Below are 26,625 nucleotides of genomic sequence, written 5' to 3' on the forward strand. Positions count from 1 at the left end.
ATTTTTAATACAAGTTATTAGTACCTGCTACTAATGACAGTATATCAAATTTCCTTTGATAAAAACACCGTTTTCTAAAGTCCTCTGGGAATGGCCCTCCAAGAGGGCCTTCTTTGACTTAAAGTAAATAGCCCATTAATAATGTTGCTAATCCGAAATAAATAAGAATACTGATAAGGTCATTTATAGTTGTAATGAAAGGACCTGAAGCTACTGCTGGATCGATTTTCATTTTATGCATGAGAAGCGGGACGATTGAACCGGCAAGTGTAGCAACGATTAGAGTTATGAAAATCGAAATACCGACCAATAATCCCAGCATTAAATCATTTTGCCAAAAATATACGATGAAAATGATGGCAATTCCACATGTCAGACCAATGATAAGGCCAGTTCCAGCCTCTCGAAGGACTAGTTTCCACTTGCTTTCCTGTTCTAATTCACCTGTTGCGATTCCTCTGACCGCTACTGCCAATGCTTGTGTTCCCGTATTCCCAGCCATGCCGCCAATCAATGGAATAAATACAGCCAGAATCGCTTTTTGGCTTAGTGTCTCCTCGAATCGCCCGATCAAACTCGCAGTCAGCAAGCCTAAGAACAAGAGGATGACCAACCATGGCAGCCGTTTTTTTGCAGCTGAAAATGGACTCTTATCAACATGATCCAGATCAGATATACCGGCGAGTTTAGAATAATCATCGGATGCCTCTTCATCCATGACATCAATGATATCATCAACCGTAATAATCCCTAACAGATGGTTCTGGAAATCGACGACCGGCACGGCAAGGAAGTTATAGTCCCTTATTTTTCGTGCCACCTCTTCCTGATCTTCAGATACAGGTACGGAAACTACCCTGTCATCCATTAAATCACCAATTAAAGCATCTTCATCTGCTATGATCAAAGTCCTGAGCGATAAAACACCAAGCAGCTTCTTATCCTGATCGGTAACGAACACATAATATATCGTTTCCGCATCCGGGGCTTCTTTTTTTAAGATCTGCATGGCTGATCGAGCCGTTTCATTTGCTTCAATGGCAATGAACTCTGTCGTCATGATACTTCCTGCCGTAGATTCCTCATAATTCAGAAGTTCCTGGATTTCGCTTGCCGCTTCATCATCCATGATGGTCAAATAGCTGACGGCCTGTTCATCATTGATTTCATTCAGGACGTCAGCAGCATCATCTGCATACATATGGGAAAGCATATCGGCCGCGTAAGAAGGATTCATTTCAGCCAACAGGCTTTCGTAATCCTCTTCATCTATTTCTATATTCTCAAAAAGGTCCGCCATTTCTTCCGGTGACAAATATGTGTAAATGACGGATCTGAATTCATCTGACAAGCTTGTATAAAATTGAGCCTGATCATAAGGATGCATTTCAAGGAACTCCGTACGAAACTGTTCTAGATTTTCCGTTTTAAGCGCTTCAAGCAAATACTCGTTATTCACTTGACTACTCTCCCGCTCCCTCTCCCGGTCCTTCATCTCCTCCATAATCATACACCTCCTAAAACATATTTTTTCATTTCCTCGTTTATATTTTATTTTTTTAAATAATACTATACTAATACCATAAACATATACAAAACAAACAAAGGATGTGTCAAATGAACATCGATATCATAGGGGACATTCATGGATGTTTCGCTGAATTCAGGCATCTGACCGAAAAAATGGGCTATACATGGGAGACTGGGGTTCCTGTACATCCCTCTGGACGGATTCTCGGCTTTGTAGGGGATTTAACCGATCGCGGCCCCAATTCCCTTCAAGTAATCGAGGTTGTCCATGAATTAGTCATTAACCAAAATATAGCCAGGTATGCCCCAGGTAACCACTGCAATAAATTGTATCGTTATTTTTCAGGCAATAAAGTGCAAATATCACACGGTTTAGAGACTACTGTAGCTGAATATGAATCACTGAACAGTCGGGAGCAGAAGAAAATCCGAAAAAAATTCATGGATCTGTATGAACGTTCCCCACTTTATCAACTCATTGATGAAGGGCGATTGATCATTGCCCATGCAGGAATTCGCAGTGACTATATTGGTCAATATAGCAGTAAAGTAAAAACCTTTGTCCTCTATGGTGATATAAATGGCTCCAAACATCCGGATGGGTCTCCGGTCAGGAAAGACTGGGCCAAATCATATAAAGGGGAATCTTGGATCGTCTATGGCCACACACCTGTCCCTGAAGCTAGACAAGTCAATCATACATACAATATTGATACAGGCTGCGTCTTCGGTGGAAAACTGACGGCTGTCCGTTATCCCGAAATGGATCTTCAAGAGGTGCCTTCAACCATGCCATATATAGCGGAAAAATTCAGGACATCTTTTGATTAACCAAAAAAACTCGCCATCTTGGTGAGTTTTTTTGCGTCCATGATTTTTTCAAAATCTTGAATCGTTCGTTTTATTGTGCCCCATTATAAAATCAGGAATCCCATCCTTTACTTCCATCGAGCAAACGGGACATATCTTCTGGCAACCCTTCTTGAAACAACATCATCTTCTTTGTGAAAGGATGTAAAAATTTCAGCTCAAAACAATGAAGGGCTTGGCGAGGGATACCTCTCCTGTTCCCTCCATATAAATCATCACCAGCCAGCGGGTGACCAATATGGGCCATATGGACCCTGATTTGATGTGTACGCCCTGTTTGGAGTTCCAAATCAAGGAATGTATGGGACTCTGTGTGTGCCAATACCTTAAATAGTGTACAGGCATGCCGGCCATCCTCCCTAACTTCCCGTTCGATGATGCTGGTCGATTTTCGTCCGATTGGCGCCACTATCTCTCCTACAGGTCCTTCAACGATCCCCTCAGCTATGGCTTGGTATCTTCGTTTAACCTGTCCTGATTTTTGCTGTTCACTTAATAGGTGATGGATATGCCGGTGCTTGGCAATTAAAACCAGACCTGATGTGTCCCGGTCAAGACGTGTAACTATATGGATCGTTGCCTGGACTCCCGTCTTCCTATAATAACCCGCCAAGCCATTCGCCAGACTGCCGTTGGGATGCTCGCGGGAAGGAATGGTATTCATGAAAGGGGGCTTGGCCACCACCAATACAAACTCATCTTCATACCTGACATCCAGGGGGATGGGTTCCGGTAAAAGGCCTTCACTTGCCTGCTCCGGCGGGAATATGACGGTGACGGTGTCACCTGTTTCAATCCGTTCCCTTACGGTTACTTCTTCGCCGTTCAACCGGATATATCCACCTTTAAACTTAATATCCGTTAATGCTCGTTTTGAAATATCGCATTTGCTGAGAAACTCTCGCAATAAAGAGCCAGAATCCTCTTCAGAAACCGACCAGGTCAAAGAAAAGTTTTGATTTGACATGAGGTGAGTCTATCTCCTTAATTAGCAATAAATGAATCATGCACTCTTTTCCAGAAAGGAAAAGGGCGGAATCTGGCAAATCGGATCTTTTCATCTGCCACCCGGCACTGTATCGACTTTACATTCTCCTGAAGCAAGGACAAATGGTCGACCGTAATTTGAAAATTGACCGCATTGACCGGCCTGAACATACATGTATGGTGTGCCGGCAGCAGAAGTGGAGATCCTACCGTTCTAAACACCCGGTTATTAATGGATGCCAATTCGGTAATCTGGATGGCATCGATTGATGGATGGACGATGGCCCCGCCAAGCGCCTTATTATACGCCGTGCTTCCAGACGGCGTCGCAATGCATAAACCATCTCCACGGAACGTCTCGAAATGCTGGCCGCGTATTTCAACGTCCATTACGAGCGTCCCTTCAACACTTTTGACTGTCGATTCATTCAAAGCCAAAAATCTGGCTTCCCGTCCTCCATGCTGATAACGGACAATCGTTTCGAGCAGTGGATATTCCACTATTTGAAATGGGGTTTTCGCTAATGCTATCACCAATTTTTCGATTTCATCAGGGGTCCAATCTGCATAAAACCCAAGATGTCCCGTATGTACTCCAACAAAGGCGGTTTTATCCAATCGATTCTTATAACGGTGAAAAGCATATAATAAAGTGCCATCACCACCGACAGAAATGACAATATCCGGCTGATCTTCGTCATATTCCAAATGAAAGTCCTGAAGATACGTTCGCATCCTTTGCATTAAAGTATTCGATTTCGCATCTCCTTTTGACGTAATCGCAAATTTCATGTAATCCCACCTTCAATTTAGATTTCTTCTCGTTTACCCATTTATTTGTTCAAGAATCTTTCTTCCGGGAAAAAAGACGCTGTGCTTCCTGGATTTCCGTACGGATTTGCGACATCTCTGCATCAAGCAGGAAGGCCGCTTCAGCTGCACGTTTGAGTCGCAGTTGAATATCTTCCGGGAAAATGCCTTTATATTTATAATTTAAAGAATGTTCAATCGTCGCCCAAAAATTCATCGCAAGAGTCCGGATTTGAATTTCGGCAAGGATATTCTTTTCACCATGGATCGTCTGGACCGGATAGCGGATTACAACATGATAAGAACGATAGCCGCTAGCTTTTTTATGGGAAATATAATTCCTCTCCTCGACTATCTCGAAGTCATTTCGACCTCGTAAAAGTTCAACCACCTGTTCGATATCATCCACGAACTGGCACATCATGCGAAGCCCTGCAATATCCTGGATCTCAGTTCCCAATTTATCAACGGGAATGTCCTTTAGGCTCGCCTTATCCAATATGCTGACAATCGGCTTTACCCTGCCTGTTACAAATTCGATCGGTGAGTGAATATTCTCTCTCTCAAACTGTTTCCTTAAACCCTTTAGCTTAACCTTCAATTCTTCGACAGCCTGAGTATAAGGCGCCAAGAAATCGTCCCAACTCTCCATTGCCACACCACCTATATCTATCTAAAAAGCGCCTGTTCAACTCTGGTATGGGCAGAACGCTCTCCTAAACCCAGCAGCCAAATGACTTTATGCCAATTCACCACTGGATCCTATTAAATCTTTCTCTAGCAAAAAATATGTATTAAATTTCTATATATACGATTGACCAATTCTCGTGCTCAACGTTTATATTTTATCATATCCTGCAATTGATTCCTAAATATTCAAGTACAATAGCAAAAAATTATTGAATTCAATTTGACAGCTGGAATGGTTCTTATATGATTAACCTAAGAATCAGCGAGAAAGGATGGGACACATGAACCAGCATATTGAAATTGAATTTAAAAACCTCTTAAGCGAAAAAGAATTTCATCAACTGATCGAATACTTTCATGTCGAGGCATCGAACTTTAAAACACAGAAAAACCATTACTTCGATACATTTGGATTCTCTTTGAAACAGCAAGACTCTGCACTTAGGATCAGGGAGAAAAATGGGCGATACGAGCTGACTTTAAAACAGCCCGCTACAGAAGGATTATTGGAAACGAATCAAGATATTCCTGAAGAAACCGCATATGGCTTCCTGGAACATAACATATTCCCTGATGGCGAGATCCGACATCTTATCCTCGAGTGCGGAATTGATCCAAAAGACTTTACCTGCTTTGGGACACTACAGACAGACCGTTTTGAATTTCCTTTCAAAGAGGGTCTACTCGTTTTAGACCATAGTTCGTATTTAAATCAGGAAGACTTTGAACTTGAATATGAAGTGACGGATGCAAAAGCCGGGAAAAAAAACTTCCTGACCCTCCTTGAAACCCTTCAAATTCCGGTAAGGGAAACCGAAAATAAGGTTAAGAGGTTTTATCGTGCCAAATTCCAGGAATAATCCTATTTGAATCCATTCGGAGGTGGAGAGTTTGAAAATCCAAGATTTCAAAACGTTTATGGAATTGCAGGCAATCCAGCAATTCACGAACGGCAACATAAAAAATACAAATTCATCTCGATCCGTTTTCCAGGACATGCTCTCGGCATTGGTTTCTGGTGATGCTCTAGTAGGCACTTCGCAGACATTGGGTTCCTTATTATCCAATGTGGAAATGGAAGCGAAGAAGTCCTTTCTACAACCCACCGGCCTGACACCCATGAGCATCAACCCGATTTCCGCTGGCCATGCTAACAAACAGAGCAGCGAAACCGCAACAAACTATGATCATATCATCAGCCAGGCGGCCAGTTTATATAATCTCCCGGAAAAACTGATTAAGTCTGTCATTAAACAAGAATCGAACTTCAACCCTGAAGCCACCAGTTATGCGGGCGCAACCGGCCTTATGCAGTTAATGCCAGCAACTGCAAAAAGCCTTGGGGTGGATGATGCAACCGATCCAGAACAAAACATCATGGGCGGGAGTAAATATTTAAGTCAAATGATGGCACGTTATGACGGAGACATTCAGGTTGCCCTTGCTGCTTATAATGCTGGGCCAGGGAATGTCGATAAATATAACGGGATCCCTCCTTTTAAAGAAACTCAGAACTATGTCCAAAAAGTTTATGGCACATTTTCAAGCTAAAGCAAACTGACCCTGTTTATTTATGACGGGTCAGTTTTTTCATGTCTAAATATGCTTATTCCACTACTCTGAACAAATGGTAAAGCTCCTCAAATGCTGTCATCTTCAATCATTTCCATGTGTCATACTACAGATGTAAAATTTTCTTTAAGCTATATATTTGTTATATCAGTACGTCATTGATAAAATATGAATAAATATCAACCATCTTTCTTTAAAAGGAGTAATCAACATGATGCAAGGGAACCCTACACCATATGAATTAATTGGAGAAGGGCAATTACACAAATTAATTGATGTGTTTTACTCCAACGTTAGTCAACACCCGGATCTGCAGCCAATATTCCCTGACGATTTAACTGAAACAGTCCGTAAGCAAAAACAATTTATGACTCAATATTTAGGCGGTCCCTCTTTATATACCGAAGAGCATGGCCATCCTATGTTGCGGGCTCGACATATACCTTTTGAAATTACACCAGAACGTGCGAAAGCATGGCTCTCATGCATGTATCAAGCCATGGACGAAGTTGGCCTTGAAGGTGAGATTAGAGAGTTTTTCTATCACCGCCTCTATTTGACGGCACAGCATATGATCAATACATCCGGAACTGACGGGAAAGGAGAAGACAGTTGAGCGCACAAAAACCAGTTTTCAATATTTCCGATTGGATCAAGACGCAGCATTGCTATGATATAGGAAAAAAGCCAATTGAAATTTATGTTTTTGTTGATCCGCTTTGTCCCGAATGCTGGGGCTTAGAACCAATTATTAGGAAATTACAGATAGAATATGGCCAATTGTTCAGTTTACGCCATGTTTTAAGCGGTAAAATCGATTCTCTTAATATGGGGAAAAATAAAAATTTTGAAAACATTGCTCAAGTTTGGGAAAAGACAGCCAGCCGCTCGGGAATGTCCTGTGACGGGAGCCTTTGGTCTGAAAACCCAATCTCTTCTCCATATACAGCTTCCATCGCAATAAAGGCAGCAGAATTGCAGGGCCGTAAATTGGCCATTCGCTTTTTAAGGCAGCTTCAAGAATATGTATTCATAGGTAAAAAGGATATATCCAATATCGAAGTCTTGACCGAATGTGCAAAAATAGTTGGATTAGATGTGGAGGAATTCCTTTATGACATCAATTCTTCCAGTGCAGCCAAAGGCTTTCAATGTGATATGAAAATCACAGGCGAAATGGAAGTGACTGAAATACCTTCCCTTGTCTTTTTCAATCAAAATATTGAAGAAGAGGGAATTAAGGTTTCAGGTGTCTATTCTTACGAGGTATATGTTCAAATTTTAGAAGATATGCTGAATGGTCTTCCAGCCCCCGCAACCCCTCCCTCTCTCGAAGAATTTCTAAGCTGTTTCAAACTAGTGGCCACAAAGGAGATTGAAACGGTTTATAATATGAGTAAGAATACAGTCGAGTTGGAAATGAAAAAGCTTGTTTTAAAACAGTTGGCAGAGAAAATTCCTGCTAAATACGGAACGTTTTGGAGATACACAAAGAAGCAGTCATGAATTTGACTGCTTCTTTGTTATATATTAAAAAGGAAAAACCATGCAAATCAAAAGATTGCATGGTTTTTTATTATAAGAAATAAGGGGATGGGAGAAATTTTCACGATCAAACAAAGGGGTATAAGTTTGTTTGTGATTCACTTCACAATATATAATATAACAGATAACCCATTTATGTTTCAACTGTATGTGTAACTTTTCACAATTTGTTCACAATATAATTTCCCTTCTTTTATTATCCCTTCTGGTATATATAGCTAAATAAGAGACGGTCTTAATTTTTAGGCCATACGTGTTTTGATATCTGATATAGTATGGGAATGCGTTTGTTTGTGAATCGTGTCACAATAAATATCTAAACATTTCTTTTTATTAATTCAGCTTACGTTCAACTTTTATTATTACCGGTACCATTATATTTCATAAAAATGAAAAACCCCAGCAAATCGCGAAATTTGCCGGGGTTTTCACCTATTTATACGATTAAGGGGATGGGAGAAATTTCACGACGAACAAACAAAGGGGTATATGTTTGGGATGTGATAACTTCTATATCTGTACTATAGCAGATTACACACCTTATTTGCAAGAACTTTGTGCGCAACTTCACATTATTGTCATATTCTTAGAATACTGCTTATTCTAAAACATACTATCTAATAATGAGCAGATGAGTTTTTACTGCTGCCAGGTTGGAGGTGACCAAATTGAAAGGCTTTATTCTACTCATACTCTTGATAGGGTCGCTATTTGTCCAGCTACTCGGTATCATGGACCTCATTCCTCTGTATTTTACCTCCCCTATTTTATTTTTTGTTTTGTTCATAATTCTTCATAGCTTAAATCAGAGAAATCGTTTTAAAGGATTGTGACGGACATCCAGATAAAGATGAAAAGGACCCGAAGAGTTCGGGTCCTTTCCACATCCTATTTATTCAAAAGTTCTTCCAACTCATTTAATTTTTCTTCGAATACATTCATGGCTTCTTGTACAGGCTCGGCTTTTGTCATATCGACGCCGGCCTTTTTGAGTACTTCAATCGGATAATCGGAACTTCCTGATTTCAAGAACTCCAGATACCTTTTGACAGCAGGCTCTCCTTCTTCAAGGATTTGCTTGCTCAATGCAGTTGCTGCACTGATTCCGGTTGCATATTGATAAACATAATAATTATAGTAGAAGTGTGGAATACGAGCCCATTCCAAACCGATTTCTTCATCAATGGTCACGTTCTCGCCAAAGTATTTCTTGTTCAGCTCATAATATTCCTTAGTAAGCATATCTGCCGTCAACGCTTCCCCATTTTGAGCTTTTAAATGAATTGTATGTTCAAACTCTGCAAACATCGTTTGGCGGAACAATGTGCCACGGAAACCCTCCAGGTAATGGTTCAGTAAATAGATGCGTTTCTTTTCATCTTCGATTGAATTCAGTAAATAATCATTCAACAGGTTTTCATTACAAGTCGATGCAACTTCCGCTACAAATATCGAATAATTCCCGTATGGATATGGCTGATGTTTACGTGTATAGTAGCTATGGACCGAATGCCCAAACTCATGAACGAGCGTGAATAAGTTGTTGACGTTATTTTGCCAGTTCATTAGAATATAAGGGTTCGTCCCGTATGTACCCGAAGAATAGGCACCGCTTCGTTTCCCTTTGTTCTCGTGCACATCGACCCAACGGTTTTCAAATCCCTCTTTCAAAACGTTCAAATAGTCCTCCCCTAGCGGAGCAAGACCTTTAAGGACATAATCTTTGGCCTCGTCATATGTCACTTCCATCTTCACTTCTTTAACAAGAGGAGTGAATAGATCATACATATGAAGTTCATCTAATTCCAGTACTTTTTTACGTAAATCAAGATAACGGTGCAGTAATGGCAAGTTGTCGTTGACCGTTTTAACGAGATTATCGTATACGGTCTCCGGAATGTTATTATTACTTAACGCCGCGTGGCGTGCTGAATCATATTTTCGAACCGTGGCATTGAAGTTGTGGTTTTTCACCTCACCTGACAGGGTTGAAGCAAATGTATTACGGAACTCCCCGTACTTGCTATATACCCCTTTAAATGCCTCCTCACGTACACGGCGATCTTCACTTTCAAGAAATCTGATATACCTTCCGTGAGTAATTTCCACTTCATTTCCCTCTTCATCCTTGATGGTCGGGAATTTCAGATCGGCATTGTTAAGCATACCGAAAGTATTGCCCGATGCATCGAGTACCTCTGATGCCTGCGCCAATAGTTCTTCCTGCTCTGCTGATAGGATATGGGGTCTCTGAAGATTAATTTCCTCTAAAGAATGTTTATATAATTTCAATTCTTCTTTTTCTTCCAAAAATCCTTCCACTTTACTTTCGTCAATACTCAATAGTTCAGGAACCATATATGAAAACGCAGCCGCTGCCTGTGCGTATAAAGCTTTTGCCCGATCCTCCATCCCTTGATAAAATGGATTGGTAGTATCTTGATCATTGCGCATATGTGAATAAGAATAAACTTTCCCTAGCTTCTCGAAAACCTCATCTTGAAGTTGGAGTGCCGCAAATAACTTTTCTGCACTTTCCCCCAACGTCCCTTTATGTGCCTCCGCTTTCTTGAGGTCTTCCTTTACCGCTTTGAAGGCAGCTTCCCAATCTTCCTCGGTTGCGAAGATATCTTCCAGTCTCCACGTATCTTCAGGAGCTATTTCACTTCTTGAAGGTAATGTATTCGTTTTTGTTTCCTGTGCCATAAAAATTCCTCCCCATTCTATAGAAACTTGCCCTCGGGCTAACTCATTAAACCGGATTGAACACTGCAATGCTTCATTCTGTTTAATTCCCAGTTCTTATTACTATTTCTCCATTCACAAAAATAATCCTGCCATTTCATCTGAATTCAAGATAAATTGAGATGTTATCACTGATTATACTGGATATTCCCCTTTTCCATCATCAATTTATGCTTATCATAGAAATCTTTTTCCAAAATTTGAGCTTGATCACTGGTGAAAGGAATGATAAATTCCTTTTCAACTTTAAAAACCCCTTCTTCCAGCCTTGATAGATAACCCAATTGTTCCAAAAGCATGATATATTGATCTATAGGATACTCGATGGTTTTTCCATGAAGCAATGGCAACGGTCTGAACTTTATTTCCCCTTTTTTTGAACGCTTTCTAAAAATGCGGATAATATCAGCCATATAAATCTTTTCCCCTGTTGTTTTCTCTTGAAACACATCCATGTATAACCATGCCTGCCATTCGATCGAGGCAGTTTCGATCAACAGCATCCCTCTGACGGGAACACCCACTTCAATTGGAAGTGTCGCAGGTGAAATATGATGTAAATATAGCGCTTCGAAAAAAGGATCGCATCTGCGTGCTGTTTTAACTCGGTGGAGGGACCAGCCATTACGTTTATATCTCCATACAGGCAGAAAAGGGAAATGAAAGCAGTTTTGGGGCACTGCCCGATTAGGGGGAAGGAGCTTTAGAGTAGCTGTTGTCAATTCGGCAAAGACGGTTCTGGGGGTAAAAGGAGTGAGGTTCTTCAATACTGATAAATGATCAGTTTCCGGGCAATACATCCAAAGAAACGGATGATGGAAGCTGCCGGTGACGAAGAGCCATTGGAAGCGGGATATACTGAATTCATAAAAGCTTTTCCTTTTTATGCTTTTTGCAGCGAGGATCCAGATTGGCTTGATGCCTATGCTTTGATAGGCTCTCGACCTTTCCATGAATTCCACCTCGGGGATAACTGAGCATTGAAATTCTATCGCATAGCGATTACCTCCGATCCGCACTAAAATATCAGCCCTTTTCTTAATTTCGGGAAGGTAGGCTTCTAGATCCACTTGATAACCATGTGATAAAAACCACTGAAACAATCTTCTTTTTCCCATTATATGATAGGCGGATTCCGGTTCTGAAGAAGCACGGCATGAAGAACTATTTTTATGGGCGAAATGCGGAACCCTTACGCTTCCCGCTTTGATGGTCAATTCCATCTTGCAGCATGGACAATAATAATCCGCCAATTTTCTCCATTCATCAATCTCGTTTGCCGGTATCTTTTCAGGGAGGGTAATCCAAGTCCCATCTTTATTTATCGCAGTTAGCATACATCTCCTCCTCATTCACTACATTCGCCTCATTCGCTTAGGATTCCTTTTAATGTGCAAAAAAAAATGCCTGATCGGCATAAAAGAGAGTTACAATCTAAAGAAGGGGTGAAAGCAATCGGCAAGTGGACTCCAATAATTTCAAACCGAAATTCCGTTTGGAAAACTCATCAATCTCCACTTCCTTGGATACTTTTATATCTTCCATGTAATCATTCACCAGCTGCTGAGCACTTTCCGTCCGGTAAAGAAATGCATTGACTTCGAAATTAAGGTGAAAGCTTCTCATATCGATATTGGTTGTCCCAATTGATGCCAGTTGGTCATCCACAATGATGATTTTACTATGCATGAAGCCTTCATTATATTGAAATATACGAACTCCAGAAGCAAGCAATTCGGGAAAATAAGTTCTCGAAGCATGAAATACGATACGTTTATCGGGGTTCTTCGGGACGAGAAGCCTGACATCCAAACCACTTAAAGCAGCCACCTTCAATGCTTGTAAGATATTGTCATCAGGAACAAAATACGGGGAGGCAATCCAGACGGACTTTTCTGCTGAAGTGATCATCTTAAAAAAAATGCTTTTAATGATCGTCCATTCACTATCCGGCCCGCCGCCAATCAATTGAACTCCGCCATGTCCTTGATGGGTCGGCATTCCGGTCATGAGGTATTCATCGCTTAAAAAACTATTGTTGGTGCTATAATACCAATCCTGCAGAAATATGAGCTGTAACGTCCTGACCGCTTCCCCCTTTATGATGAGATGCGTATCCCGCCAAGAACCGAATTTCTGGCCTTGTCCCAAATATTCATCCCCTATATTGAGGCCGCCGATGAAACCGACAGAGCCATCTATCACAATTATTTTACGATGGTTGCGAAAGTTGAATTTATTATTTAATAAAGGGAGATGCAGCGGACCAAAGGCCACCATTTCGGCTCCTGCATTCTTCAATTCATCGATATAGGATCGAGCTAACTTCCAGGAACCAACCGCATCATAGAGAAAACGGACCTTTACCCCTTCTTTTACTTTTTGTATCAAGATGTCTTTTAGCAATCCGCCAATACGGTCATCCCTAACAATATAATATTCTAAATGAATATGATGTCTTGCTTTTTTTAATTCTTCGATGATATTGGAGAATGTCTCCTCACCATTTCGTAAAACCCTCGTTTCGGTCGTAAATGATACAGGGCTATTCCCCAGCCTATTTGCAAGAGTGATTAACTGCTGAGGGTGCTCGCCCATTTCCATAATTCGTTCATTATATCCCGCTTCGCCGCTCATTTTCACGAAATTCTGTTTATCCAAAAAGTACTTCTTGCGAAATATCCTATCTTTCCGAAAATTACGGCCAAACAAAAAGTAAAAAATGAAACCGAAGAATGGGAAAGCGCAAAAAATAACAAGCCATGTTATGGTCTGGATGGGATCTCGATTTTCGAGGAAAATATTGAATCCAATTATCACCAAGAAAAGGGTCAAAATAAGACTAGAATAAAAAATCAGCCCGCCATCAACGCCATTTAACAGAAAATGCCAAGTACTGACCAACATGAGAATAAGCAGACCGATGCCAACTATATTCTTCACCTAGACTCCCTCCAATTAACAAACACAGGAACACTAAAATAACCCCCTTAGACGAAAAGGCCGATTTCTACTGAAATCGGCCTCAACAGTCTATGCGAAATATTTATCGACCGTTGTGAATACATCATTTTCGATAACTATCTTTCCGTACTCTTCAAGCATATGCACCGTTATAGGCGACTCCTGGCTATATTCCAATAAAAGACTTAGAACATTATCGATTTCTTCCTCATCAATCTCCGCTTCGGAAAATTCGATATAAAGATAATATTTATTCTGATAAACATAAAGTTTAGTCGTCCAATCATCCAAGCCATGACGTTTGCTCAATGATATGACATCTTCAAAATCCTCGAAAGTCGTGATGAATTCAATCATACCATCTTCGAATGTCATACCGCTTTCTTCATCTTTACCATGAAAATGTTGATCAAGAAGCGTATCCATCTTGTCTGATACATTCAAATCCCTTATCTTATCATCTGAAAGAGGCAGCTCGAGTTTCTGACCATCTTTGGCAAGCTGGGCTTTTGTGACCAAAACTTCCAAGCCTTTTTCAAGGGCTTGAACTTGAATCCATAAAGGTCCTTCAATCATGAATTCTTCTTCCTGATGCACTTCATCCATCATTTCCCAAAAAAGTTCCTCACTTCGCTCGCGGCTGTACCAAATTTCTTCGCGATCAAAGCCTCTTTCCTCAATATCTATATAGGAAATATAAAATTTTACTGTATCGTCATTAATGCGTTCGATTTCCATGATTCCCCTCTCCCTTCCTTTCTCATTTTGAAGGGATAATAACCCCCAAGCGAAAATTGCTCTTAAAAGCTCTTTACCCGTAAGTGAATACTGTAAATCATGATAGCCATTAAAACAGACTATTTTACATCATTTTATGACAAAACCTTGAAGAAGGGAAATAAAAAACATTACTTATCTAAAAAACAATTGTTTGCCTAATATTCCATTCATTCTATAAAAAAATACATCCGCATGCAACTATCATAATGCTTTAATAAATTTTACTCTTACTGCCGTCAATGTCATATTATATACATGGCATGTATGAGCTGCATTCTTATTTTCCCTTTAAATGATGACCGGTTAAGGGACCTGTTGCAGCTAAGAAACGACCGCTGTCGTCTATGAATCCTGTTATGTTTCCCGTCATTTAATAAAAAAATCAGCGGAAAATCGGATATGTATAAAGAAAAAGCCCTGCACATTTCCTGGCAGAGCTTGAAAGACCTTATTAGTTGACCATACGTTGTGCTTCCCGTAATTGGAATGTACGAACTTTACGTGGTAAAAATCGTCTTATCTCATCTTCATTATAACCAACTTGAAGCCGTTTCTCGTCAAGGATAATTGGACGTCTCAACAGTCCAGGATTCTCCTTGATCAATTTATATAATTCTTGAAGAGGCAGGCTCTCTAAATTTACGTTTAACTTTTGGAAAGTTTTTGACCGTGTTGAAATGATTTCATCGGTTCCATCTTCTGTCATTCGAAGAATTTCTTTAATCTCATCAATCGTTAACGGTTCTGAGAAAATGTTTCTTTCTTTATATCCAATCTCATGTTCCTCTAACCATGCTTTTGCTTTTCTGCATGAAGTACAACTAGGTGATGTATATAATGTTACCATGCTTACTCACACTCCCTAAATATAGAATCGGTGATCTATGAGGGGAAATCTACTATTGTATTCATAAGTACCACTCTAATTTGAAATAATTTTAAATAAGTATTTCATGTTCCTTATTATACACTAATTTTTTTAAAATGAATACCCTTTTTGATATTTGAAAAAATCCTTTAAAACTTCCTGTTCAGGCTGTACTATAGCTATTTCATTTTTTTATGTAATACATTAAGACCACATTTTCTAATTGAAAAAACATACCTGCCATTCTCATTTAACTCTCAATTCGGCCCTCATGATTATTTAATTATCTCGTTACTTTTATTTACCCCCAATCCCTGTTAATAAACAAGATCCTGTTAATATATTTTCTTTAATAAAAAGCAAATTCCTCCTTTTACAAGAAAAACCATTCTTTTAGCACATATATTTCCAAAAGTGAAAAAGGTGATTCGAAAGAGTCCGCAATAAGGGAGTAATCTACCATCCAAGAAGTTATAGATATTCATTTCCCTGCAGAATATGCACAATAAGAAAAGACAGTTAATCTACAATCTCAAAAACGATCCAGTTGATGCCAGAAATCCGCTCCCTTTCCTCCGACCTGTCTGCCAAGCCTCCTCAAAGCAAGAGTCTGTGGGGTCTCGGCTAGCAAGCATTTTTGCAGGAGTATGGAAATTTTCTCAATATATTGGAACTTACATCCAAAATGACTTTATTGAATATTAACCAAATTATCCTTTTAAAAAACATGATTTCGACAAACTAAAAAGGGCCGGTTAACAACCGGCCCTTTTAACTCAAACTTCCATCTCTTTAAAAATATCTGCTTCCTGACCAGCATTTAAGCTAAGTACATCATCTACATCTTGATAAGATTTCCCATAAAGATCATCATCTTTGTAAGTATGGATTTCAGAATAAATCTCTTTCATGAAATCAAATACATCTTCTTCATCAACAGATGGATTTGCCGGCCAATATAAGATTTCCATAGGAGTATTCTCCTTGGTGGCAAGCGATTTTCTGCTGTAGGAAATCGAAGAGGCGTGCTTGAATCCTTCCCTTTTATAAAATTTCAGCCTTTTAAATGTATCATCATCATTTTCCTGTACTGGTTCTACTTCCAGCAAGATCGTTTTCTGCTTTTTTTGCAACTTTTGAATTAATTTCCTTCCAAGTCCCTGTCCCCTTGATTTCTTTGATACAAAAAGGTAATCAACGAATATAAACTCGTCCCCTTCCACATATAATAAAACATGGTCGGGACCTTCATCCTTTTTATATATTTCCTGCTTATCTTCTAAAAGAACTTCTATGTGTTCTTTTGACTTCATTTCTTCAATAGGGAAATACTGGTTTAGCTTTTCATACCAATTCATAATTTAATCTCCTCATTTGCTAGTTTATACTTTCCAGATTTTTTCTTATCCTCTACAATGGAACTTGAATAGCTTGAAAATATTAGGAGGGTTTTGATGATCAGCTACTTTTTGGACTTTTTTTTAGTAGCCGCTTGCGTTATTGGCATTACGGCTGTGAATGGCGTTGTAACGAATGGCATCGGCGAAAAATGGTTTGGCGGGAAACGTCACTCTCATATTTTCGATCAATCGAAACGAATTCAGTCAGGGTGGAGTCAAGTTGGCGGGAATAAAAAGCGGTAATTCAGAGAGAATTTGGATGACCGGAAGGAACTTCCCTGGTCATCCTTTTTTTCATGGGGTATAGTCTACTCCCTTGGTATATCGATTTGCTGCATTCCACAATAAGTATTCATCAATGCCATTATCATTCAATGCTTTTATTTGGGCTTCCACTTCTTCCTTACCATACCTTTGGTAATTTCCATCGCCTAAATATGAGGCAGTAAAATCTTGCAGCCAAGGTCTTGAAGTAGGTGGTGTTTTTAATTCCTTCAGCTTCCCATTCTCCAATTTCGCATATTCCTTAACGAGATTATAGGGCTCCAAATCAGGCTTTTCGATACCGAAATAAGATGTCCAGTGACTCGGATAGATCATCGAGGAAATTACATCAACATTCTCAGAGATTTTTGTGAAGTTTTGCCCAATTCCAGGAGCTTCAGGCAATGTAGCCGCATATCCAAAAATATCCACTGACACTTCGACATCGTATGGCTTCAGTTGCTTCCTCGCATAACTTACGAAATCCGTCACTGCCTGAACCCTTTTGGCTGTATGACTCATTTTCGCTTCATCATATTCACCCACATCATATTTCAAATCGTCTTCTTTATTTTCGAATCCTTCGGGAAAACGGACATAGTCAAATTGAATTTCTTTAAAACCCATCTTTGCCGCTTCAATGGCAATACCGACATTATAATCCCACACCTCTTTTAAGAATGGGTTAACGAAGGCTTCCCCTCGACCATTCTTCCATACCTTTTCACCATCTAAAAAAGACAATTCAGGTTTCTCTTTGGCCAAAAGGGAGTCTTTAAAGACGACAACCCTTGCAATCGGATAAATCTGTTTATCTTCAAATTTTTTCAGCATTGCCCTTGGGTTTTTTATGTAGTCTTTACCAATCCCAGCATATGGAGAGTCAGGATCTTCCGTTTTATACGTTACGTTCCCCTTGTCATCCTTAATGTCAATGACCATCGCATTCAAATCGGTTTCATCTACATATTTAATAAGTTCATTCAATTTATTGCCACCCGCTGCAGGCCCTGTCACATATATTCCGCGTACAGCATCCGGATAGTCGAATTTCAACCCCGAATCAAAAACAAAACGCGGTACGTTCGCAGGCAATTCTTTATTTTCTAATGCTACCTGCCTGGTTTCGTTCATGCCTTGCGCATGAACTGGCTGTTGAATCAGGAATATGCACATACCTGTCATCAACCATTTACACATTGGTTTCATTTTCTCCACCTCATTCGCCATCAGTCATCAATATTCAACAAATATAATAAACCCCTTTCTTTAATACCACAAACGATTAACTTTACTCCTATATATGATAAATAATTTTTTAAAAAGCTTTACAAAGTTCAGCTTAAGAATACGTTCACAATCCTGTACTCCCTTGTGAGTATCCTTCCCTAAAATGGCCTGCTCATTGTGATATATGTGAAACGGTTTGATTTTCCTTGAAGACTTCATTTCTTCCATGTCAAAAAAAAGAAACCGAAAATCCTTTCTATTGGCTTGATTTCCGTTTCGATTATACATTTAATATGAATAAATGCTAAAATACAGTATAGTGGACATTTCGTATTCTCAAAATGGCATCGATACAGGACAAAACGGCCCTCCACAAGATTCAAATGAGCGTTTCCCCACAGGAACATGCACATTTCTTTCAAAGAATGTGGATTCATTTTCTATTTATCCTTACAATAATGAAGAGCGAATATCCATTTATCAATAAACGTATTTAGAGGAGTGACTAGCAGTTGAAAAGGATTTTCTCCGGCATTCAGCCATCCGGTTCCGTTACTTTAGGAAATTACATCGGAGCCATGAAACAATTCGTTAACTTACAAAATGAATATGAATGTTTCTTTTGTATTGTTGACCAACATGCAATTACAGTTCCACAAGACCGCATCAAGTTAAGGAAAAACATTAAAACATTGGCCGCTTTATATCTGGCCATTGGCCTGGATCCTGAAAAGAATACCATCTTCATCCAATCAGAAGTACCAGCGCATGCACAGGCAGGCTGGATTTTACAGAGTATATCCTATATTGGGGAACTTGAGAGAATGACACAATTCAAGGACAAATCCGCTGGCAAAGAAGGGGTATCCGCAGCACTGCTCACTTACCCGCCGTTAATGGCTGCCGATATTCTCCTTTATAGTACAGATGTGGTCCCTGTCGGGGAAGACCAAAGACAGCATCTTGAATTGACACGCGATTTGGCTGAACGATTCAATAGAAAGCATAATGACATATTTAAAATCCCGGAAATCAGCCTCCCTACAGAAGGGGCCCGTATCATGTCCCTTCAGGAACCAACCAAGAAAATGAGCAAATCCGATCCTAATAAAAAGGCGACGATTGCCTTATTGGATGATCCGAAGCAAATCGAAAAAAACATCAAGAGCGCAGTTACCGATTCGGAAGGAATTGTCCGTTACGATAAGGAAAACAAAGCAGGTGTTTCCAACCTGATGTCCATATACTCCATTTTCAGTGGAAAATCCTATTCAGAAATTGAAGAGATGTATGAGGGCAAAGGCTATGGTGACTTTAAAAGTGATTTGGCTGAGGTGGTTCTTGGAGAAATCCTACCAATCCAAGAACGCTATAATGCATTGATCGATTCACCTGAATTGGATGAAATTCTGGACCGCGGTGCAGAAAAGGCGAATATTGAAGCCAATAAAATGATCAGAAAAATGTATAATGGCATGGGACTTGGCAGAAAGAGATAAAAGAAGACGATTCTCAACGGATTGTCTCAGTGTGTAAACAAAAGGTTTCGGAATGATATCATTCCGAAACCTTTTGTTTGTTTGGAGAAGTTGACCTCTCGTGATTCCTTATCACATTCTTGCCAAATATGTCACTCCTCCGCTGGCTCAGGCAAATTTTCAAATTGTACATAAAAAACTGTAGACAGATTCGATTTTCATCAAGTCTGTCTACAATCTAAGACTTATCCTTAACGGATCGTCTTTTTTGTTCATAAAATCGATGGGCTATCGCCAGCCTCCACTTGCCAAAGCTTTTCAAAAAAAGGCTGCCCCTTCACAAGGTTTTCACAAAGTTGAAGGTGCTTCTCTGACCAGCCTTCCTTCATTTCTTCATATAACTCAAGCCAAGCTATCTGAAAATCCATTTCTTGAATGCTTTCATATTTCTCAGGGGCCCATTCTGTGTACCAATAGCGGATTTCAGCAGTGTTTTTCGCCGTGAATAATTGGTCCATGGCCATGAATAGCAATTGCTTAAGCTGTCTTTCTTTTCTTGTCAAACCGTTCATGAATAAGGGAGACGGCGACAAAATATGATATTCTTTCTCAGATGTAGGTTTTTCAGTAAAGGTGTAATCCATCTCATCATGGTTTTCTATCATGTCATAAACAATTTGTTCCTGCCGGGGAATTATTCTGCTTTTCCTAATCGGAATATGATAACCTATCGTATCAACAGCTAAAATTCCATTTCCATCAGTCACGATAAAACAATAGTCAAGCTGAATTCGCTCATGATTTTTCCTAGCATATGCTTTTTGATAAACATCATTCAGCAACGGCTTAGGTAATTCTGACAAGTCGTTTTCTATGTAGTGGAACAATGTTGATGACACTTTCAACAAAGGAACTTGATCTAGCAGTTCGATCCCGTCATCTTTCCTCCATTCATGAAAATGACAAATATTATAGCCGTTTTCTTCTCCTTCAAACCAGTTAACCCATACATCATGAAGATATAGCATCATTCATCCCTCACTTAAACAAATTTCTGTTTGTCAATCAGTATAGGCAGGAACCATACAATTTATTCCTATTCTAGAAAACAGATTAAGAAAAAAAGAACGTATATATTAACTCTATTTTGATAAGAATTCTTCAGATTGAATAATGAATGATCTTTTCACGGAGAGTTTTTCAAAATTTTTCACCAAGTAATAGCCACTACAGTATCCAAGCATATATGGATATCCTTTTGTCCCAAGCAGAAGTACATCATGAAGAGGATCTGTACGTTTTATCGTGTGCTTTTCCTCTAAATGCTTTCTCCAATATTCTCTTAGTTTATCTTCCTGATATAAATTAGTCCAATTCGCTAAATATTTGGTTCCTAAATATTTTCCCACCGTTCTTTCCGCCAGTCCTTCCATGATCATCGTATCAAGGAGAGTGAATTCTTTTTGGTCCTTTTTCAAATGATGCAGACGGCAAACATGATGGTATTCATGAATCAACAAGGCCTCCATTTCCTTTTCGGCTATCCCCTTTCCGTAAAAAAGGAATAGTTTATCTTTAAAGGCCAACCCTGACTTCGTTTCAACTTTTTTATTCCACATCCCTGTAGACATGAGCGGGAAAATATATATGGGAACATCAGGCCCTCCCCATAGCTTCTTATAAGCTGTAAACAAGCTTTGTGTTTTTTCCCATACATCGTTTTCCTGTAAGTCTTCCCATGTGAGTTTTGTTTTTTGATTCGGCGAATACATGCCATGCTTCAATAAATGATGATAAATCATTTCCGCATCAAGGGTATCGTTGAAAGTGCTTTTAAGTCTTTCCATCATCTGGATCGGCCGGTTGAAGTCCCTCCTCATCCATTCATTGGTTGAAATGACTCCCATTTCCCCATACACCTCCGCTTCTATTGACTATCGTATGATTTAATGAAGGCGGATGACACAATATATCCCTTTTCCCTTCAACATAAAAAAGAGCAGATCCCAATAGATCTGCTTTTCCTTCAAAAATTATTGATATTTCTTGAAAAGAATCGTTGCGTTATGTCCACCGAATCCAAGTGAATTGCTGATGGCTGCATTGATTTCGCTCTTCCTTGCTTGATTCGGGACATAGTCCAAATCACATTCAGGGTCTGGTGTTTCAATATTGATGGTTGGAGGCAAAATGCTGTCCCTGATTGCCTGAATCGTGAATATTGCTTCCACACCGCCTGCTGCCCCTAACATATGGCCTGTCATTGATTTAGTGGAACTTATCGCAAGTTTATTAGCATGGTCGCCAAAGACTTCTTTGACTGCCATCGTTTCGTACTTGTCATTGTATGGCGTACTCGTTCCGTGGGCATTCACATATTGGATGTCTTCAGGATTCAAACCTGCATCCTCAATTGCAATTTTCATGGCTCTTGCACCGCCTTCTCCACCTGGTGCCGGAGCGGTAATATGGAAGGCATCTCCAGTTGAGCCATAACCAGCTATTTCAGCATAAATCTTGGCTCCTCTATTCAATGCATGTTCAAGGTCTTCCAGAACAATGATTCCAGCTCCTTCACCTATTACGAAACCATCACGGTTTAGATCGAAAGGACGGCTAGCGGTTTGTGGATCAGGATTTGTCGACAAAGCCGTATTTGCACAGAAGCCTGCAACCGACATTTTTGTGATTGGCGCTTCGGCCCCGCCTGTAATCATGACATCGGCATCGCCCCGTTGAATGGCTTTAAACGCATCACCAATTGAGTTTGTTCCTGTTGCACAGGCTGTTACCGTACATGAATTGATTCCTTTTGCACCCAGTAAGATAGAAACCTGGCCGGCTGCCATGTCCGGTATCATCATTGGAACGAAAAATGGGCTAACCCGTTTATATCCCCTGTTTAAAAAGTTTTCATGCTGTGTTTCAAGTGTCTCCAGCCCGCCGATACCCGAACCGATCCAGACCCCGACACGTGCAGCATTTTCATCGGTTATTTCCAGCTTGCTATCATTGTATGCCATAACGGAAGCTGCAATTGCATAATGGGTAAAACGGTCCATTTTGCGCGCTTCTTTACGATTTATATATGTTTCTATATCAAAGTCCTTGATTTCAGCAGCCACTTTAACGGGATATTCTTCAGCATTCAAACGAGTTAAAGGCCCTATTCCCGATTTCCCCTCGATTATATTCTTCCATCCAGTTTCTGCATCATTACCAACTGGAGAGATTGCTCCAATACCTGTTACAACTACACGACGATTAGTCATTGAAAATGGCTCCTTCCTATTTTTAAAGCTCTTACGATTTGTTTCTTCTTTTATTTACCCCATCTAAGAGCGATCGCTCCCCATGTAAGGCCACCACCAAAGCCGACCATGACGATTAAGTCATTGTCCTTGATTCTTCCTGCTTCCATTTCTTCCACAAGGGCCATTGGAATGGACGCTGATGAAGTATTTCCATATTTATGAACCGTTTTTGTCATCTTTTCAAGCGGGAGACCCAGGCGTTCCCTTGAGGCTTCCATTATGCGTATGTTTGCTTGATGCGGAACAAGCAGATCCACATCTTCCTTTGTCAAACCAGCTTTGTCCAATACACCCAGGCTGGATTCCCCCATTTGACGGACAGCAAATTTAAATACTTCACGTCCATTCATATGGATGAAATCTCCTTCTTGTAATAAGTGCTTCCCGCCAGTTCCATCTGCCCCTAATTCAAAGGAAAGGACCCCTTTGCCATCAGATACAGGTCCAAGTACAGCTGCACCCGCTCCGTCACCAAATAGGACAGCCGTATTACGGTCTTCCCAATTGGTTACTTTCGAAAGTTTTTCAACACCGACAATCAACACATGCTTATATGCACCTGTCTTAATAAATTGCTGTGCCGTGATCATTGCATACATGAATCCGGCACATGCCGCACTTACATCCATCGCAGCTGCCTTCATCGCTCCCAATTTCTCTTGAATCATGCAAGCGACAGAAGGAAACGACTGATCAGGTGTAACGGTAGCCACAAGAATCATATCTATCTCTTCAGCCGAAATTTCCGCATTTTTCAATGCAGCCTTTGCGGCTTCATAAGCCATATCTGAAGTATCAATATCATCATTTGCAATTCTTCTTTCCTCAATACCCGTCCTGGTCCGGATCCACTCGTCAGAAGTGTCCATAATTTTTTCTAAATCCGCATTTGTAACGATTTTGTCGGGTAAGTAGCGGCCAAGGCCTAGTATTCCAGCATTCATCTTGCCATCCCCTTATATTTTAATGAGTTATTATAATCATCTATTATTACCTGGTACTAATTTTATATAAAAAAAGACTTCCTTGCAAGAGTTAAGCAAGAAATCTCTTTCTGAAGCCGGTCAAGCGCCTATGCCAGGGGAATTTCAGGGACATAGATTATTAATAAAAGGAGTAAGGAGGAACTCATTATGGACATTTTCAATCGTAACCGCGAACGAAACCCGGATGATCATTTTTCGAATTTGATGTTTGGCAGGAAACCCGAACCGGAGCAAGAGGAATCGAAGGTGGATTACTTGCAATTAATGGCGAGCGTTGAAACATTGATGGGCTTATACAGTCAATACAAACCGACCATTGATAAAATCAATCTGAACCCATTGATCGCCAAGTTCTTGAAAAAAGAATAAAAAAATTAAGGCTGCCCTTTATCGGGACAGCCTGCCTTTAATTAACGCTGAGCATCTTGTTTGCCAAGCTCATAAGCTTCTTGCATTACGCTTTTAAAGAGCTCCATGAATGGCTCTGCCATCTCCATTGAAAATGGAATCCCGCTTGCCTCAAGCTTCGCTTTAGCCTCTGGGAAGTATTTCATGGCGATTCCCATAAATTCAAGAGTTTTATCTGAACTCATTCGCGTTTCCCCCCTATCTTTTGAATATTCATCAATTGATTTGTGATGCCCAAATAATGCACAATAATATCATAATTCCACAGAACCCTTTCGTAAAGGGCGTACATATAAAATCATGGATATCTTTTGATGTTATTCCTATCCTTGTACATTATAGTACAAGACATATAGATTAGAGGCAAATATACCGTTTTGTTCTGCTCAAATAAGAAAATAATTGTTTAATCACGCTTTCTCCACTTTTTAAGTAAGTTTAATCGTTTATTATGTTTTTTTTGTAATGCAATGCCTTCTTCCGGTTCCATTTTACATTGCACTTCAAATATTGTTCCTTTATTGATTTTAGTTGTTGATTGTTGGGGAGTGAATGAATCCATGCTTTCACCAAATATTAGCTTGGCACATTCAATCCAATGATCATCAATAGAGCTGCATAATTGGATGTCCCTATCGGAACTTGAGGTTAGCACCCCTTCCAAGGCATTAACAAAATCAGTGATATAGAGGGCATCAAAGGTATATTCGGCAGTAATTGCCGCTTTGATATCAGACTGCCCAAGCTGATTGATTCCAGCTTCAAAGCTCATGCCTTCCGATTGCCAAGGTCCATAAATCGTCGGTAAAAATATGATTTTTGCAGAATCGATTCCACGAATCGAGCTTAATATGGAATGAAATATACTGACATCTTTTTCAATGGGCATGAAAAGAACGAAATTGGGCGTTTCATTCTTGCCATTTTTGCATTTCTCAATGAAGGAAACGATTTCGCCTATCAGAAAATCGATTTTGTCCATTTTGCCGCTTTGAATATCGTAACAAGAGATGAACACCGTGTCCTGCTGTGAAATATCCAATAATTTAAGTTTATTTATCGGAAAGTATATATAATTTGAATTCCTTCCTATTTCAAGTTCTTTTTCTTCCATAATATATTGATTTGCTTCGGAATCATCCCAATCGATTCCGATTACTTCTTTCCCTTGATTCAAGAAATATTGAGTCACATAGAATCCCACAAATCGATAAGTGCCAATGACAATGTTTGTTTGCATAAATACAGCCTCCTCGTATGCCATCAAGCCCACTTCACCCGGCACGTCTAGTTTTTTTAGATGCTGTATCGTATGCAAACTATTGTAAAAATATATCTTTTCTCATAAAATCTCTTCATTCTCATTGAAAAACTTTTGTATTTGATAGGGGATTTTATAACGTTTTTCGGGCAATATATACGTCAGCTGCAAGTCTGCTTTTCTAGCCAGCTGGATTTGCCGATAAAGGGAGGCTTGCTCTTTCCGTAAGCTTCCAAAAACCTGAATCACTTTCATGGGGATATTCTCTGCGATAACTGAATCTTCAGTGTCCATGATATGCTGTTCACATTCTGCCGGATCGAGCTCATATGCAGCAGCAACCTCTGACAGCCACTTTTTATAGAAGAACTTATTTTCCTTTTCTTTTTCCAGTTGTGCTTTCAAGGAAAAAACCGGATCGATCAATACGACAGACCGAATTTTATTTCCAAGTTCATTCATTAGCTTTAGGGCAAGTAGTGCGCCTGTCCCCTCTGCCAATATATGAACCCTTTGATTGACAATTTCTTTTTTCATGAAAAGAATATATAGGTTAAGGGAAAGGTCCAGTGCTTTAGGACTGCCCCAGTTGGCTCCGTGAAAATTGGAAGAAAATAGCGTGTATCCGTATTCCTTTAAATATTCCAGTATCTGCAGCCTGCCAGGATGCTGCAGCCAAAAGCTGCTGTCTTTTTCGACAAAATGACTACGGTCTCCAATTACCAATACGGAAAAACCACTGGGCCGCTCTGGATAATAGATGATATTCCATTGGTCATCAATTTGAAAAGTTCGTTGTTCCATCGTTCAAACTCCTTTAAGGAATATTACTACTACTATATTAATTTATGACGAAAAATAGAAAGGGTCAGTGGAAACGCCTAACTTCTTATCTTAAATTAACCAAGCAGGGACGACTTTTG

26 protein-coding genes are annotated in these 26,625 nt (G+C 39.8%); 8 read left to right on the plus strand and 18 right to left on the minus strand.

Going from position 1 to position 26,625, the window contains the following annotated elements; all coding sequences use genetic code 11:
* Positions 1-118 precede the first annotated feature (118 nt).
* Positions 119-1,495, minus strand: a complete 1,377-nt coding sequence (mgtE, locus tag J7I96_RS03500) for a magnesium transporter (RefSeq protein WP_214770132.1) — start codon at positions 1,493-1,495, stop codon at positions 119-121.
* A 122-nt stretch (positions 1,496-1,617) separates the two neighbouring features.
* Between mgtE and prpE the strand changes: the two genes are divergently transcribed.
* Positions 1,618-2,361: a bis(5'-nucleosyl)-tetraphosphatase PrpE gene (gene prpE, locus J7I96_RS03505; RefSeq protein ID WP_214769174.1), complete on the plus strand. Its 744-nt coding sequence runs from the start codon at positions 1,618-1,620 to the stop codon at positions 2,359-2,361.
* Between the two features lie 91 nt (positions 2,362-2,452).
* On the opposite strand, the gene J7I96_RS03510 is transcribed toward prpE, so the two are convergent.
* From J7I96_RS03510 to yjbM, 3 genes are read right to left on the minus strand one after another with little or no spacing between them, the layout of a single operon-like run.
* Positions 2,453-3,367 (minus strand): RluA family pseudouridine synthase, encoded by a 915-nt coding sequence (locus tag J7I96_RS03510; RefSeq protein WP_214769177.1) that lies wholly within the window; start codon positions 3,365-3,367, stop codon positions 2,453-2,455.
* 17 nt (positions 3,368-3,384) lie between these two features.
* Positions 3,385-4,179 (minus strand): NAD kinase, encoded by a 795-nt coding sequence (locus tag J7I96_RS03515; RefSeq protein WP_053534153.1) that lies wholly within the window; start codon positions 4,177-4,179, stop codon positions 3,385-3,387.
* Between the two features lie 49 nt (positions 4,180-4,228).
* Positions 4,229-4,849, minus strand: coding sequence for a GTP diphosphokinase (yjbM, locus tag J7I96_RS03520; protein WP_095390113.1), 621 nt, complete (start codon positions 4,847-4,849; stop codon positions 4,229-4,231).
* Positions 4,850-5,168: 319 nt separating this feature from the next.
* On the opposite strand from yjbM, the gene J7I96_RS03525 reads away from it, so the two are divergent.
* From J7I96_RS03525 to J7I96_RS03540, 4 genes are all read left to right on the plus strand, one after another.
* Positions 5,169-5,747 (plus strand): CYTH domain-containing protein, encoded by a 579-nt coding sequence (locus J7I96_RS03525; RefSeq protein ID WP_214769180.1) that lies wholly within the window; start codon positions 5,169-5,171, stop codon positions 5,745-5,747.
* A gap of 22 nt (positions 5,748-5,769) precedes the next feature.
* Positions 5,770-6,438 (plus strand): lytic transglycosylase domain-containing protein, encoded by a 669-nt coding sequence (locus tag J7I96_RS03530; RefSeq protein WP_311380706.1) that lies wholly within the window; start codon positions 5,770-5,772, stop codon positions 6,436-6,438.
* Between the two features lie 232 nt (positions 6,439-6,670).
* On the plus strand, positions 6,671-7,075 hold the full coding sequence (locus tag J7I96_RS03535; protein WP_053534150.1) for a globin domain-containing protein: 405 nt from the start codon (positions 6,671-6,673) through the stop codon (positions 7,073-7,075).
* The gene (locus J7I96_RS03540) at positions 7,072-7,965 is read left to right on the plus strand and encodes a ClpXP adapter SpxH family protein (protein ID WP_214769183.1); all 894 of its coding nucleotides are present in this window, start codon (positions 7,072-7,074) and stop codon (positions 7,963-7,965) included. The genes J7I96_RS03535 and J7I96_RS03540 overlap by 4 nt, the downstream gene beginning before the upstream one ends.
* A 927-nt stretch (positions 7,966-8,892) precedes the next feature.
* Here J7I96_RS03540 and pepF read toward each other — a convergent pair.
* The 6 genes from pepF to J7I96_RS03570 all read right to left on the minus strand — a co-directional run bounded on the left by pepF (position 8,893) and on the right by J7I96_RS03570 (position 16,719).
* Positions 8,893-10,710, minus strand: a complete 1,818-nt coding sequence (pepF, locus tag J7I96_RS03545; protein ID WP_214769197.1) for an oligoendopeptidase F — start codon at positions 10,708-10,710, stop codon at positions 8,893-8,895.
* 167 nt (positions 10,711-10,877) lie between these two features.
* Complete coding sequence (locus J7I96_RS03550) at positions 10,878-12,086, minus strand: competence protein CoiA (protein WP_214769199.1); 1,209 nt, start codon at positions 12,084-12,086, stop codon at positions 10,878-10,880.
* 97 nt (positions 12,087-12,183) lie between these two features.
* A complete protein-coding gene (gene cls, locus J7I96_RS03555) occupies positions 12,184-13,692 on the minus strand; it encodes a cardiolipin synthase (protein WP_311315250.1) in 1,509 nt (502 codons plus the stop codon).
* Positions 13,693-13,782: 90 nt separating this feature from the next.
* Positions 13,783-14,451 (minus strand): adaptor protein MecA, encoded by a 669-nt coding sequence (gene mecA / locus J7I96_RS03560; protein WP_214925590.1) that lies wholly within the window; start codon positions 14,449-14,451, stop codon positions 13,783-13,785.
* Positions 14,452-14,944: 493 nt separating this feature from the next.
* Positions 14,945-15,340, minus strand: a complete 396-nt coding sequence (spxA, locus tag J7I96_RS03565) for a transcriptional regulator SpxA (RefSeq protein WP_034314502.1) — start codon at positions 15,338-15,340, stop codon at positions 14,945-14,947.
* Positions 15,341-16,137: 797 nt separating this feature from the next.
* Positions 16,138-16,719, minus strand: coding sequence for a GNAT family N-acetyltransferase (locus J7I96_RS03570; RefSeq protein WP_063577057.1), 582 nt, complete (start codon positions 16,717-16,719; stop codon positions 16,138-16,140).
* Positions 16,720-16,815: 96 nt separating this feature from the next.
* Between J7I96_RS03570 and J7I96_RS03575 the strand changes: the two genes are divergently transcribed.
* Positions 16,816-17,004: a hypothetical protein gene (locus J7I96_RS03575; protein WP_034314508.1), complete on the plus strand. Its 189-nt coding sequence runs from the start codon at positions 16,816-16,818 to the stop codon at positions 17,002-17,004.
* A 51-nt stretch (positions 17,005-17,055) separates the two neighbouring features.
* Here J7I96_RS03575 and J7I96_RS03580 read toward each other — a convergent pair whose 3' ends face one another.
* On the minus strand, positions 17,056-18,201 hold the full coding sequence (locus J7I96_RS03580; RefSeq protein WP_251025156.1) for a putative glycoside hydrolase: 1,146 nt from the start codon (positions 18,199-18,201) through the stop codon (positions 17,056-17,058).
* 566 nt (positions 18,202-18,767) lie between these two features.
* Here J7I96_RS03580 and trpS point away from each other — a divergent pair.
* Entirely contained in the window at positions 18,768-19,754 is a 987-nt protein-coding gene (gene trpS, locus J7I96_RS03585) for a tryptophan--tRNA ligase (protein WP_214769207.1), read from the plus strand.
* Between the two features lie 251 nt (positions 19,755-20,005).
* Here trpS and J7I96_RS03590 read toward each other — a convergent pair whose 3' ends face one another.
* From J7I96_RS03590 to J7I96_RS03605, 4 genes are all read right to left on the minus strand, one after another.
* Positions 20,006-20,761: a YjbA family protein gene (locus tag J7I96_RS03590; RefSeq protein WP_034314514.1), complete on the minus strand. Its 756-nt coding sequence runs from the start codon at positions 20,759-20,761 to the stop codon at positions 20,006-20,008.
* Between the two features lie 114 nt (positions 20,762-20,875).
* Positions 20,876-21,640 carry a DUF2268 domain-containing putative Zn-dependent protease gene (locus J7I96_RS03595; RefSeq protein ID WP_214769210.1) on the minus strand — a complete coding sequence of 255 codons (765 nt, stop codon included), beginning with the start codon at positions 21,638-21,640 and terminating at the stop codon, positions 20,876-20,878.
* A gap of 126 nt (positions 21,641-21,766) precedes the next feature.
* Entirely contained in the window at positions 21,767-23,005 is a 1,239-nt protein-coding gene (gene fabF / locus J7I96_RS03600) for a beta-ketoacyl-ACP synthase II (protein ID WP_214769225.1), read from the minus strand.
* A 50-nt stretch (positions 23,006-23,055) separates the two neighbouring features.
* Positions 23,056-23,991: a beta-ketoacyl-ACP synthase III gene (locus J7I96_RS03605; protein ID WP_034314519.1), complete on the minus strand. Its 936-nt coding sequence runs from the start codon at positions 23,989-23,991 to the stop codon at positions 23,056-23,058.
* A 189-nt stretch (positions 23,992-24,180) separates the two neighbouring features.
* On the opposite strand from J7I96_RS03605, the gene J7I96_RS03610 reads away from it, so the two are divergent.
* Positions 24,181-24,402: a hypothetical protein gene (locus J7I96_RS03610; RefSeq protein WP_053534136.1), complete on the plus strand. Its 222-nt coding sequence runs from the start codon at positions 24,181-24,183 to the stop codon at positions 24,400-24,402.
* Positions 24,403-24,443: 41 nt separating this feature from the next.
* Here J7I96_RS03610 and J7I96_RS03615 read toward each other — a convergent pair whose 3' ends face one another.
* From J7I96_RS03615 to J7I96_RS03625, 3 genes are all read right to left on the minus strand, one after another.
* Positions 24,444-24,626 (minus strand): ComZ family protein, encoded by a 183-nt coding sequence (locus J7I96_RS03615; RefSeq protein WP_034314525.1) that lies wholly within the window; start codon positions 24,624-24,626, stop codon positions 24,444-24,446.
* Positions 24,627-24,847: 221 nt separating this feature from the next.
* Positions 24,848-25,681 carry a Rossmann-fold NAD(P)-binding domain-containing protein gene (locus J7I96_RS03620; protein ID WP_214769228.1) on the minus strand — a complete coding sequence of 278 codons (834 nt, stop codon included), beginning with the start codon at positions 25,679-25,681 and terminating at the stop codon, positions 24,848-24,850.
* 102 nt (positions 25,682-25,783) lie between these two features.
* A complete protein-coding gene (locus J7I96_RS03625; RefSeq protein ID WP_214769230.1) occupies positions 25,784-26,506 on the minus strand; it encodes an alpha/beta fold hydrolase in 723 nt (240 codons plus the stop codon).
* Between the last annotated feature and the right edge of the window lie 119 nt (positions 26,507-26,625).

This window comes from Bacillus sp. ISL-78, assembly GCF_018613455.1.
In the GTDB taxonomy this organism is placed as follows: Bacteria; Bacillota; Bacilli; order Bacillales; family DSM-1321; genus Peribacillus; species Peribacillus frigoritolerans.